The following is an 11,638-nucleotide window of genomic DNA, read 5'->3' on the forward strand; positions in this document are numbered from 1 at the left end:
GTGCGCAGCAAGACAAGCGGGCACAGTAGCAAGATGACCAGAATTGCTGTTTGCGCCCCTGCCACTGCGATAACCCGCGATCATGCTGAAGCGGCCGAGGCACTGGTGGCGGACGAATTCCCGCAGCATTCGATCCATTTTCACGATCAGTGCTTTCTTGGCGCCGGGCATTTCGCGGGAGCAGATATCGAGCGGCTCGAAGCCTTGGTCGAACTGGCCAATGACCCGCAATATGACGCTGTGTGGTTTGCCAAGGGTGGCTATGGCTCGAACCGCATTGCCGAGGCAGCGGTTGCCCGCATGAATGAGGCTGCCAGAGCAAAGACCTATGTTGGCTTTTCGGACATGGGATATCTGCTGGCTGCCTTTTATCGGCACGGCATAGGCCAACCAGTCCACGGTTCCATGCCGGTAAGCGCTCGCAGCGAGACAGGCCGTGAGGCGGTTCGGCGCGTGTTGCGCTGGTTTTCGGGCGATGGCAGCGGGCTGGAGCCTAGCCTTGATGGGCAAACTCCCGCGGTTGCTTTTAACCTGATTACGCTTGCGATGATCATCGGGACGCCGCTGATGCCGAAACTCGACGGGCATGTCGTGATGGTCGAGGAAGTGAGCGAGCACCTCTATTCGGTTGACCGGTTGTTTTTCCACATTGCCAATGCCTTGCCGCGCATTGCCGGGTTCAGACTGGGCAGCGTAACCGCCGTTCCCGAGAATGATCGCGAATTCGGGCAAGAGGCTGAAGATATTGCGAAATTCTGGTGCGCGAGAGCGGGTATCCCATATCTTGGACGGGCGCAGATTGGCCATACAGCGGAGAACCGGATTGTGCCATTCGGCCTTGCGAGTCCGCCGACTGGCGACTAACCGGCGCCTCAAGAGGAGACATTGATGAGAGCATTCATTTTTCCGGGGCAGGGCAGCCAGAAGGTTGGCATGGGTGCAGATCTTGCTGAAGCCAGCGCCGCTGCGCGCGAGGTTTTCGAAGAGGTAGATGAGGCGCTGTCGCAAAAGCTTTCCGCGATCATGCGTGAAGGCCCCGAAAATCAGCTTACCCTGACGGAGAACGCGCAGCCTGCGATCATGGCCAATGCCATTGCCACCTTGCGCGTGCTTGAACGCGAATTCGGCGTATCTCTGGCCGAGAAGGGCGCTTGCGTTGCCGGCCACTCCCTCGGCGAATATTCAGCGCTATGCGCGGTTGGTGCATTTTCGTTGGCGGACACTGCGCGGTTGCTGAAATTGCGCGGGCAGGCGATGCAGGCAGCCGTACCTGTGGGTCAGGGCGCAATGGCGGCTCTACTGGGCGCGGATATCGATAAGGCCACTGCCTTGGCCGAAGCTGCGGCTGACGGTGAAGTTTGCGAAGTCGCGAATGACAATGACCCGACACAGGTTGTTATAAGTGGCCATAAAGGTGCCATCGACCGCGCGATTGTGCTAACCAAAGAGCACGGCATCAAGCGCGGGATTGCGCTGCCGGTCTCTGCACCATTCCACTGCTCTCTGATGCAGCCGGCCGCAGACCGCATGGCAGAGGCACTGGCAGTGACACCTCCGGGCGAATTCACACTGCCTGTTTTTGCCAACGTTACAGCCGCAAAGGTTAGCGATCCTGCTATAGAACAGCAGCTGCTGGTCGAACAGGTCACAGGCCGCGTGCGCTGGCGCGAAAGCGTGCTGGCGATGCGCGCAGATGGCGTAGAGCAATTCGTCGAATTGGGCGGAAAAGTGCTGGGCCCAATGGTTGGCCGGATTGACAAGGAAGCCTCAACTGTCAGCCTTATCACTATGGAAGATATCGAGAATTTTGCGAAGGAGATCGCCTGATGTTCTCACTCAATGGCATGAATGCGCTGGTAACAGGCGCTAGCGGCGGAATAGGTTCGGCGATCTGCAAGGCACTGGCTAGCCAAGGTGCACGGCTGGCGATCTCAGGATCAAATGCAGCCAAGCTTCGCGCTTTTCGCGATCAACTCAATGACGAGTATGAGCATGACAATGGCGAGCATGTAGAGATTACCTGCAACCTGTCTGACAGCACACAGGTAGAGGAACTGATCCCGGCCACGCTCGACACGCTGGGCGGGATCGATATTCTGGTAAATAACGCAGGGATCACGCGCGATAATCTGGCCCTGCGAATGAAGGACGAAGAATGGGATGATGTGATCCGCATCAACCTCGAATCGACCTTCCGCCTGATGCGTGCCTCTGCGCGCCCGATGATGAAGAACCGCTTTGGCCGGATCATCTCGATCACCAGCGTCGTCGGCGCAACAGGTAACCCGGGTCAGATGAACTATGCTGCTGCTAAGGCGGGCATCGTTGGTATGACCAAGAGCTTCGCGCAAGAAGTCGCAAGCCGCGGCATCACCGCCAATTGCATCGCGCCGGGCTTTATCCGCACCGCCATGACCGACCAATTGCCGGACGCGCAGAAAGACGCGCTAAATGCGCGCATCCCTATGGGCCGCATGGGTGAAGGCGAAGATATCGGCGCGGCAGTGGCGTTCCTTTCCAGCCGGGAGGCTGGCTACATCACTGGCGAAACCATGCACGTGAACGGAGGCATGGCGATGTTGGGATAAGAAAATCGCAAAACGGGAAGATTTTCCCTTCTTTTCCCCAAAGAATCGCGCTGCGAAAGCGCGCGAACTTGCCGCCTTTGCTGCGTGCGCTACAGTCACCTACGGTTTACCGGTGCCGGAGTGCGATTCCGGCGCGCACAAATGAGGATTGAGTAGGACCTATGAAGGCCACAATCGAACGCGCAACGTTGCTGCGCTGCCTGTCTCACGTTCAATCGGTGGTGGAGCGCCGCAACACCATACCGATCTTGTCCAACGTTCTGATCGAGGCCGCTGATGGCGGTACGGTCAAGGTGATGGCAACCGACCTTGATCTGCAGGTTGTCGAGAACATGGCGGCTGCATCAGTTGAAAGCCCGGGCGCGATCACGGTATCCGCGCACCTTCTGTTCGATATTGCTCGCAAGCTGCCTGAAGGCAGCCAGGTAAGCCTGGAAACTGCCGACAACCGCATGGACATCAAGGCCGGACGCAGTCGGTTCAAGCTGCCGACCTTGCCGCGCGATGATTTCCCGGTGATCGTCGAAGGCGATTTGCCGACCAGCTTTGAAATTCCGGCGAAACAGCTGGCCGAGCTGATCGATCGCACCCGGTTTGCGATTTCGACTGAAGAAACCCGCTATTACCTCAATGGCATCTTCTTGCATGTGACTGACGATGATCAGCCTGTGCTTAAGGCCGCCGCGACCGACGGCCACCGTCTGGCTCGTTTCACTATCTCGCGCCCCGATGGCGCGGAAGGCATGCCTGACGTGATCGTGCCACGCAAAACGGTGGCTGAACTGCGCAAGCTGCTGGAAGAGGCGATGGACGGAAACGTCCAGATCGATCTTTCGGCCAGCAAGATCCGCTTCACGCTGGGCGGCGAAGGCGGCGTTGTCCTGACCAGCAAGCTGATCGACGGGACCTTCCCTGATTACAGCCGGGTTATCCCCACGGGTAACGACAAGCTGTTGAAGCTTGATCCGAAGAGTTTTTTCGAAGGTGTCGATCGTGTGGCGACAATCGCTACGGAGAAGACGCGGGCCGTTAAGATGAGCCTGGATGCGGACAAGGTTACCCTGTCAGTCACGTCGCCAGACAATGGCACTGCTGCGGAAGAGCTCGCAGCGGACTACAGCTCTGAAGGCATCGAGATCGGCTTCAACGCGAATTATCTGAAAGATATTCTCAGCCAGATTGATAGCGACACGGTTGAACTGCATCTGGCCGATGCCGGGGCGCCCACGTTGATCCGTAAGGATGACAAATCGCCTGCGCTCTATGTATTGATGCCGATGCGCGTATAGCATTGGAATGAAATGGTTTCTTAATGCCGCTGCACATATGGCGCCGGCATGAGAAATTTCATTCTAACGATCGCCTTGGGACTGCTGCCCGCATCCCTTCATGCTCAGGAAACGGTTTCCGGTTCAGCCCTGACTGAACAGGTAAGCCCTGAACAAGACCTCGATTGTGCGATATGTGTAGCTCTTACAGGAGCGAATGCGGAAGGCACTAGGCAGAGCGGAGTTATCGCAAGCATGGCGTACTTTATTGGACGCTTTGAGGCTGCGACTGGCGCCGACTTCAGCAGTGCTGCTGCCGAGCGCCTCCGGTTGGCCGCGCTTGAAGAGATCGTTGCTCAAAGCGGGATCTGTATGTCCAGGATGGAAGCGTTCTCCGTGAGACTCGACAAGTTTGGGGAGGCGTTCAAAGGCTTACAGGGCGAACTCAACTCGACCGAACAAATGGACGACTAGTTGATGACCGCCGAAGTCCGCATCTTTGGCACGGTGATCTCAACCTATACGGGCATAGTCGAGATCGCCTGTCAGTAAGCGGGGCTTAGTCACGAGACGATCCCCACACCTGCTCATTCGCCGCAGAACCGCCATCCCTTTGGCAAAGTGCCAGTGGTGGAGGTTGACGGGCTGGAGCTGTATGAGAGCGTCAGCATCGTGCAGTACCTCGACAATGCGCATAACTCCGGCGCTTTGCAGCCAAGCGATCCCGCCGCACGCGCAGTCATGGATCGCTGGATCGCCATCGCGAACAATTACCTGTTCCCGCTGTTCGAGCATGGGCTGGTGATGCCGTGGATTATGCACAATTACATGGGCGCAGAGCTGGATCGCGCCAAGATAGACCGCGCACTGCCCAATATTTCGCGCGCGCTGGCGTTTTGCGACGCGGAAATCGCCAATGACGGTGCGTGGACGAATGGCGACTTCGATCTGGCTGACATCTTTCTCTATTGCGTGCGGCGCGGGGTACAATTGACGCCGCAGGGCGGGGTGGGGATTGCGCAGTGCCCGCATTTATCCGCCTGGATGGCTGTGACTGAGCATCGCGATTCAATCCGCGCAACACGCTGGGAAAGTGAACCTGACTAGGTTAGAGGTTTTGCAAGGAGGAGATCTGCTCATGACCACACAAGTCCATGTTCGCCGCGATGATTTGAATTCAGCCACTTTGGTCGAAGTACCGACAGGCGAGCTTTCCAATGGGGCAGTGCGGCTTGAAGTGGAGAGCTTCTCTGTCACTTCGAACAACATCACTTATGCGGTGGTGGGCGAACAGGTTGGCTATTGGAAGTTTTTCCCGGCTCCCGAAGGCTTTGGGATCGTCCCGATGTGGGGCCATGCCAAGGTCATCGAGAGCAAATGCGATGATATTGCCGTCGGTGAGCGTGTCTATGGCTATCTGCCGATGGCATCGCATCTTGACGTCGTGCCCGGTAATGTCTCCGCGCATGGCTTCGTCGACATGACCGATTACCGTCAGCCTCTGCCGCCGATCTACAACCAATATTCGCGGCTCAACGCAGACCCGGAGCATGATCCCGCACGCGAAGGCGAACGGATGATCTTCGGACCGCTGTTCAAAACCGGATTCCTGATCGACTATTTCATGCGCGCGAATGATTGGTTTGAGGCAGATCGGGTAATCATGACCAGCGCCTCGTCAAAGACAGCCATGGGCCTGGCAAGTGTCGCGAAGCAGAATTCGCCTAATATCAAGCGCATCGGTCTGACCTCTGAAGGAAATGTCGATTTTGTTGAAGCGACTGGCCTTTATAATCAGGTTTTCGCTTACAAGGAGGTGGGACGGATGTCGCTTGGACCTGCGGTCTCTGTCGACTTCGCAGGCAATGGCAAAGTGCTGGCGAGCATCCATGAGCATTTTGGAAAGAGCCTGAAGTACTCGTGCCTTGTTGGGGTCACCCATTTCGACGAACGAAGCGGCCCTGTCGGACAATCAGAGGGACTTCCCGGTCCCACGCCAACGCTGTTCTTCGCCCCAGATCACGCCGTGGCTTTGTTCAAGGAAGTGGGGCCACAGGAAGCCGGCGCGATGATGGCGAAGGCTTGGCACGGTTTCCTTGCCGATGTTGGCGATACGGTAACGATCGAGAAGCATTCGGGTCTCGAAGCAGCGCGGCAGACCTATCTGGAGATGGTTGGCGGCAAGGTTGATCCGGCGAAAGGCATCGTGATCGAGCCTTAGGTCACGCGATCAGTCGTCTTCTGACGCGTCCAGCTTGGTGTCAGGCGTTGGTGCGTCTGGACTTTCGATTTCTCCATAGAAGCCGACTGGTTCGAAGTCGCTCAGGCTGCCCAGCTTTGCGTCGATCCAGGCGACGTATTCGGGATTGAAGGCGAATTTGCGATCTTGCCACCAGTCGTTTGCGGCAGGTGACTTAAGCAACCGACTGAGGTGGCCAAGATACGTTTCGTACTGATCATCGTCCAGCAGGCCGTTGCGATGCTGGTAATAGATATTCTCGCCCATTTGCATTGTAGGAAAGTAGAGGCCGCCGAACACCTGTCGTTGCTGATCGGTCATGTCCTTTGTTTCAGCGCCCATGATCATGAACTTGTACATCTCGGGATAGCGAACCCATTCGAGCGCCATCTGACGATAGGATTCGGCTATCTCCTGATGCACTTGCGCGCGAGCGGTTTGTTCTGCGTGTCTGGATTGAGCCATGCCGGCACGCACTTGCAGACCGACAAAGATCAATGAAGCGACCAGCGCGGCAGCCGCGATCACCTGGCTGATGAAATAAATCGCTTCGAGGTTCACGAACCGCTTACTCTGCGGCCTCGGCCAGTTCCGCACGCTGTGGTCCGCGGATCAGGCCGCCGGGTGTTTCACCGGTCCATTTGCCGTCGCGGAAGGTGACGTGCCCGTTCTTGATCGTGCAGACGTAGCCATCCGCCTTTTGCAGCAAGCGCTTGCCGCCTGCAGGCAAGTCAAACGCGAGCCATGGCTTGCCGAGCTTCAGCTTGTCCATGTCGATCACATTGAGGTCAGCCAGATAACCCGGCGCGATGATCCCGCGATCCTCAAGCCCATACAGCTTGGCCGTGTCCCAGCATTGACGCTTGATCGCGTTCTCCAGCGTGATCCTGTCACCGCGCTTGCGATCGCGGACCCAATGCTCGAGCATGAAAGTGGGCGAAGCAGCATCGCAGATGGTTCCGCAATGCGCGCCACCATCGGACAGCGAGTTCACTGTGTCGTCTGCGTGTTGCAGCGGGTGGAGGAAGTCGAGATTACCGTCTGCATAGTTCAGGATTGGCAGGTAGATGAAACCCTTGCCATCGTCCGCGCAGAGCATGTCATAGGCGTACTCCTGAGGGTCGATCCCGGCGGCCTGCGCGCGCGCATTCACGCTGGCTGACGCATCCGGTTCGTAGTCAAAATCGGGGTCCATTTCATACTGGAGCGCCCAGCCTTGAGTGATGACCATGACCACGCCGATGATATCCTTTGGAGCTTCGGAGTAGTCATTGGATTCGCTCAGCAATTGCGCCTTGAACGCCGGATCAAGCAGCTTTGCCTTTTGCTCTTCCCACGGCAGTTCGTTTATCGCTTGCCAGCTGGGGCGGTACACGAACGGGTTTACTGTCCCTTGCCACGCCATGATGATGCCGTTGCCGCGCAGCGCGATCTGCGCGATGATGTTGGCGCCATTGTCATTCTCAGCACGCATGGTTTCGATCTGCTCTTTGAGCGGCATTTCCTTGGCGATCGATTCCAGCGCAGCGAAGGTGACGGGCAGGCCGGTCTCACGGCTGAGATTGCCCATCCACTCGAACTCTTTCCACTCGCGGTTGAGATCGCTTGCCATTTCGAACACGCCATGCCCGGCGCGGCCCATCGCACGGCCAATCTCGATCAGTTCTTTCTTCGTCGCGGTCGTTCCCGGGACAAGCTCCCCATCGACTGACTTGTGCAGCACTGTGCGGCTTGTTGAAAAGCCCAGCGCGCCCGCGCGAACGCCTTCTTCGACGATGCGGCTCATTTCGGCCACATCCTCATCGGTTGGAACGGCTCCAGGCTGCTCGCGGTCACCCAGCACGTAAGCGCGCACCGCTCCATGCGGCACATGCGTGCCGACATCGACAGCGCGCGGCATCTTCTCGAGCGCGTCGAGATATTCGGGGAATGTCTCCCAATCCCACGTGATGCCTTCGGCAAGCGCGGTGCCTGGAATATCCTCCACGCCTTCCATCAGGCTGATCAGCCATTCGTGCCGGTCTGGCTTGGCAGGCGCGAAGCCCACGCCGCAATTGCCCATCACAACGGTGGTCACACCGTGCCAGCTTGATGGGGCCATTTCAGGATCCCACGTAGCCTGACCATCGTAATGCGTGTGAATATCGACAAATCCGGGGCTGACGACCATGCCGCTTGCGTCGATCTCTTCCGAAGCATCGCCCGTAACATCGCCTACCTGTGCGATCAGCCCGTCCTTCACCGCAACGTCGCCGGTGAAACGCTCTGCGCCTGTGCCATCAACAATGGTGCCGCCGCGAATGATGAGGTCAAACATGGCCATCGAAACTCTCTCCCAGTTCTCTTTGAAACGGACATAGCACAGCGAAACGCGTGATGCTAAGCTCGCAGAATGGACAGGGAAACAAGCTGGGAACCCGCGCCTGACAGCGGGATTTCGATCAAGTGGATCGAGGCGAACGGACTGACTTTCGAAGTCGCTACGGCGGGCGAGGGCGACAAGCTCGCACTTTGCCTGCATGGCTTCCCGGAACTGCATTACAGCTGGCGACACCAGATGCCGCTGCTTGCAGAAATGGGCTACCGCGTGTGGGCACCCAATATGCGCGGTTATGGTCAAACGACACGCCCGCCAAACAAGAAGGATTATCGGCTCGATAACCTGACCGCCGATGTGGGGGCGCTGATTGATGCCAGCGGCGCAAAGGAAGTGACGCTGCTGGCGCATGATTGGGGCGCAATCGTCGCATGGCAATTCGCTATCCAGCAGGTTCGCCCGCTGACACGGCTGATCATCATGAACGTGCCGCACCCGCTGTGCGCGAGGCGCGAACTCAAGACGTGGAAGCAGCTGAAGAAGAGCTGGTACATGTTCTTCTTCCAGATCCCCAGATTGCCTGAGATACGCTTGAGCAGAAATAATGCGGCGGTCATCGGTCGGCTATTCCGCGAGACTTCGGTTAACAAGGATCGCTTCACGCGTGAGGAAAGCGAGCCCTATCGGAAGGCGGCAGCCAAGCCCGGCGCAATAACTGCCATGCTGAATTACTATCGAGCGCTATTCCAGACCGGGGACGCGCGAAAGATTGGGGATGGCAAGGTGCATGTGCCAACACTGATCGTTTGGGGAGAGAAGGACATTGCGATCGATATCGCGTGTTTGGATGACACCGATCAATATGTCGACGATCTGACGGTGCGTCGTTTCCCGAACGCCTCTCACTGGGTGCAACAAGATATTCCTGACGAGGTCAACGCAGCCCTGGAAGATTGGCTGCCTGCGGCTTAGCCCTTCGCGCGTATCATCGCTTCTATCTCGACGAACTTTTCACGGGGAGAGCCGTCGCGCGCTGCCGCCGCCTCTGCCTCTTCGATCTTCTTCCAATCGCGGAAAGTGACGATGTCGAGGCCACGCTCTTTTGCCAAAGTGTCGAAAGCCTCGCGACCTTTCTTGTCAGCGCGTCCCAGCACGCCTGAGCTAAGATCCTCTGCAATCAGATCGACAACTCCAAATCCATCAGGACGGTTGGTTCCTATTGTGCCTGACGGCCCACGCTTGGCCCACCCAACACAATAGATGCCTGGTAAAATGCGTCCTCCATCATTGGCAAATTTGCCCGCACGTTCGTCAAAGGGAACATCTGGGATTGGAGACGAGCGATAGCCAATGCAGCTGACCACTATGTCCGCTGGCACTGTGTAAGTCTCGCCAGTACCAACAGCTCGGCCTTGCTTCACTTCAGTTCGCTCAACCAGCACGCGTTGGACTTTCCCGTCGCCTTCAAAGGCTCGCGGACTGGCGAACATATCGAAGTGAATCTCAATGGGCTTTTCCGCGTGGACGCTCTCGGGAATAGCGGCGAAGCTGCGCAGGTGATTGACCGACTTTCGTAGGCCGGGTTCTAACACCATGTCCTCCTCTTCCTCAGGCAAATCGTCGCGATCAACCCTTGGTGAAGCGCGTTCAAGTACGGCAAGCTCGCCCAATTCCTTGGGCGTCATCATGATCTGATGCGGGCCCCGCCGCCCCAAGATTGTGATCGATCTGATGTTTGAAGAGAGCAGTGTCTGGAGCGCATGGGATACGATATCCGCACCTTCAAATTCTGCCTCGGTCTTGGCCAGAATGCGTGCGATATCCAGCGCTACATTTCCCATTCCGATGACGACAGCATGCTGGCCTGAAAGGTCCGGTGCCAGATCCGCAAACTGGGGGTGACCATTGTACCATCCCACCATCGCTGCACTGCCGAATATGTTGCTCAGCTCCTTGCCGGGAAGGTCCAGTTCGCGATCATTCGGGGCGCCGGTGGCAAGAACCACTGCATCATACATCGACTGAAGCTCGGGAACGGTAATGTCTTCGCCCACTCTCACATTGCCAATGAAGTGCACGTTTTCATTCAGTGCAGTCTTCTCATAGCGGCGCGAGACACCCTTGATCGATTGGTGGTCCGGTGCGACGCCGAACCTGATCAAGCCGTAGGGTACCGGCAGCATGTCAAAAATATCGACGCGTACATCGTCGCTCCAGAGCTTCTGAGCGGCTTCTGCTGTGTAATAGCCCGCTGGCCCCGAACCGATTATCGCAATGTGCCGCATATTGATCTCTCTCCCATCATGCGGCTCTTGCTCTCAGGCCGCCTGTGCTTCCTCGTCTTGCTCTGGCTCGTCCAGGAAGCGGTGAATTGCTTCGACGCATTCATCGCTGTGGCTCAACAGGAACAAGTGGCCGCCGCCACGCAGGACCAGCAGCTCACTGTTTGGAATCAGTTTTTCCAGGAACCACCCATTGGTGAGCGGCACAATGTGGTCATCGTCTCCCATCAGGATCAAAGTCTTCTTGCGCATGAAAGGCAACGCGGGAACGCTGGTCCAACCAAGCATGGCAAGCAATTGATAGAAATAGCCGCGCGGGGACGGGGGCTTTAACCGATGGATATGCTCCATCTTGTTCATCGCTTTACCCAAGGCCCCGCCATAGAGAGTCTGGAAGTGTTCCTCCATGAAGGCCGCATCGATATAGCGGCGCGGATCGGCCATCTTGCTTAGCGAGGCGGGATTGCCTGGCATCATGATCATGCCCGCGGTGGTCGCCGCCAGAATCAAGCGCCGTGTCCGTCCCGGGTGCTGAATTGCAAAATGTTGCGCCATTGCGCCGCCCCAACTGACGCCCATCACATCAACTTGGTCGATGCCGAATTTATCGAGCAGTTGCGCGGTGGTCCACGCCATGGTCACAGTATTATAGGGTACAACCGGCTCCGGCGAGCCGCCGACGCCAGGCATGTCGAACATGATAAATGCGCGATCCGGAAGAGCTTCGGCCAAAGGAGCAACCGCTTCAATGTTCGCGCCGATGCCGTTGAAGAACAGTATCGGCAAATGCTCGCTCGGCTTATCCAGTCGCCATGTGGCAACGCGCAATGTTCGCCCACGGACGCTTTCCATTGTTATGGTCGCGTCACGCATCGCTTCGTCGAGTGCTTCGTCGAGCACCTTTTCGCGTTTGTCCGCCAAATTCCCGTCCTGTCCTGCGACCC

Annotated in this window: 12 protein-coding genes; 8 read left to right on the plus strand and 4 right to left on the minus strand. The window is 57.4% G+C overall.

Annotation, left to right across the window (positions count from 1 at the left end; genetic code table 11):
- The first annotated feature begins 33 nt into the window (after nt 1–33).
- The 7 genes from A6F69_RS07220 to A6F69_RS07250 all read left to right on the plus strand — a co-directional run bounded on the left by A6F69_RS07220 (nt 34) and on the right by A6F69_RS07250 (nt 6,077).
- Nucleotides 34–864 (plus strand): LD-carboxypeptidase, encoded by an 831-nt coding sequence (locus A6F69_RS07220; protein WP_067602731.1) that lies wholly within the window; start codon nt 34–36, stop codon nt 862–864.
- 24 nt (nt 865–888) lie between these two features.
- Nucleotides 889–1,827 (plus strand): ACP S-malonyltransferase, encoded by a 939-nt coding sequence (fabD, locus tag A6F69_RS07225; RefSeq protein ID WP_067599245.1) that lies wholly within the window; start codon nt 889–891, stop codon nt 1,825–1,827.
- Nucleotides 1,827–2,588 carry a 3-oxoacyl-[acyl-carrier-protein] reductase gene (gene fabG / locus A6F69_RS07230; RefSeq protein WP_067599247.1) on the plus strand — a complete coding sequence of 254 codons (762 nt, stop codon included), beginning with the start codon at nt 1,827–1,829 and terminating at the stop codon, nt 2,586–2,588. The genes fabD and fabG overlap by 1 nt, the downstream gene beginning before the upstream one ends.
- A 161-nt stretch (nt 2,589–2,749) precedes the next feature.
- Nucleotides 2,750–3,877, plus strand: coding sequence for a DNA polymerase III subunit beta (gene dnaN, locus A6F69_RS07235; RefSeq protein ID WP_067599250.1), 1,128 nt, complete (start codon nt 2,750–2,752; stop codon nt 3,875–3,877).
- A gap of 48 nt (nt 3,878–3,925) precedes the next feature.
- On the plus strand, nt 3,926–4,330 hold the full coding sequence (locus tag A6F69_RS07240; protein ID WP_067599253.1) for a hypothetical protein: 405 nt from the start codon (nt 3,926–3,928) through the stop codon (nt 4,328–4,330).
- Between the two features lie 153 nt (nt 4,331–4,483).
- Complete coding sequence (locus tag A6F69_RS07245) at nt 4,484–4,963, plus strand: glutathione S-transferase family protein (RefSeq protein ID WP_067599256.1); 480 nt, start codon at nt 4,484–4,486, stop codon at nt 4,961–4,963.
- 31 nt (nt 4,964–4,994) lie between these two features.
- Nucleotides 4,995–6,077, plus strand: a complete 1,083-nt coding sequence (locus A6F69_RS07250; RefSeq protein WP_067599258.1) for a DUF2855 family protein — start codon at nt 4,995–4,997, stop codon at nt 6,075–6,077.
- A gap of 9 nt (nt 6,078–6,086) precedes the next feature.
- On the opposite strand, the gene A6F69_RS07255 is transcribed toward A6F69_RS07250, so the two are convergent.
- Together A6F69_RS07255 and A6F69_RS07260 are read right to left on the minus strand one after the other, a co-directional pair.
- Nucleotides 6,087–6,656, minus strand: coding sequence for a hypothetical protein (locus A6F69_RS07255; protein ID WP_067599261.1), 570 nt, complete (start codon nt 6,654–6,656; stop codon nt 6,087–6,089).
- A 7-nt stretch (nt 6,657–6,663) separates the two neighbouring features.
- A complete protein-coding gene (locus A6F69_RS07260; protein WP_067599264.1) occupies nt 6,664–8,418 on the minus strand; it encodes an N-acyl-D-amino-acid deacylase family protein in 1,755 nt (584 codons plus the stop codon).
- Nucleotides 8,419–8,487: 69 nt separating this feature from the next.
- On the opposite strand from A6F69_RS07260, the gene A6F69_RS07265 reads away from it, so the two are divergent.
- Complete coding sequence (locus A6F69_RS07265) at nt 8,488–9,384, plus strand: alpha/beta fold hydrolase (protein WP_067599267.1); 897 nt, start codon at nt 8,488–8,490, stop codon at nt 9,382–9,384.
- On the opposite strand, the gene A6F69_RS07270 is transcribed toward A6F69_RS07265, so the two are convergent.
- Entirely contained in the window at nt 9,381–10,697 is a 1,317-nt protein-coding gene (locus A6F69_RS07270; RefSeq protein WP_067599270.1) for an FAD-dependent oxidoreductase, read from the minus strand. The genes A6F69_RS07265 and A6F69_RS07270 overlap by 4 nt on opposite strands.
- Nucleotides 10,698–10,730: 33 nt before the next feature.
- Nucleotides 10,731–11,615, minus strand: a complete 885-nt coding sequence (locus A6F69_RS07275; RefSeq protein WP_245638205.1) for an alpha/beta fold hydrolase — start codon at nt 11,613–11,615, stop codon at nt 10,731–10,733.
- Between the last annotated feature and the right edge of the window lie 23 nt (nt 11,616–11,638).

This window comes from Altererythrobacter ishigakiensis (assembly GCF_001663155.1).
GTDB classification, from domain to species: domain Bacteria; phylum Pseudomonadota; class Alphaproteobacteria; order Sphingomonadales; family Sphingomonadaceae; genus Erythrobacter; species Erythrobacter ishigakiensis.

Coding starts and splice junctions, on each gene's coding strand:
- A6F69_RS07265 (WP_067599267.1), top strand. CDS start 8,488: ATGGACAGGGAAACAAGCTGGGAACCCGCGCCTGACAGCGGGATTTCG.
- A6F69_RS07250 (WP_067599258.1), top strand. CDS start 4,995: ATGACCACACAAGTCCATGTTCGCCGCGATGATTTGAATTCAGCCACT.
- A6F69_RS07240 (WP_067599253.1), top strand. CDS start 3,926: ATGAGAAATTTCATTCTAACGATCGCCTTGGGACTGCTGCCCGCATCC.
- A6F69_RS07270 (WP_067599270.1), bottom strand. CDS start 10,697: ATGCGGCACATTGCGATAATCGGTTCGGGGCCAGCGGGCTATTACACA.
- A6F69_RS07220 (WP_067602731.1), top strand. CDS start 34: ATGACCAGAATTGCTGTTTGCGCCCCTGCCACTGCGATAACCCGCGAT.
- dnaN (WP_067599250.1), top strand. CDS start 2,750: ATGAAGGCCACAATCGAACGCGCAACGTTGCTGCGCTGCCTGTCTCAC.
- fabG (WP_067599247.1), top strand. CDS start 1,827: ATGTTCTCACTCAATGGCATGAATGCGCTGGTAACAGGCGCTAGCGGC.
- fabD (WP_067599245.1), top strand. CDS start 889: ATGAGAGCATTCATTTTTCCGGGGCAGGGCAGCCAGAAGGTTGGCATG.
- A6F69_RS07260 (WP_067599264.1), bottom strand. CDS start 8,418: ATGGCCATGTTTGACCTCATCATTCGCGGCGGCACCATTGTTGATGGC.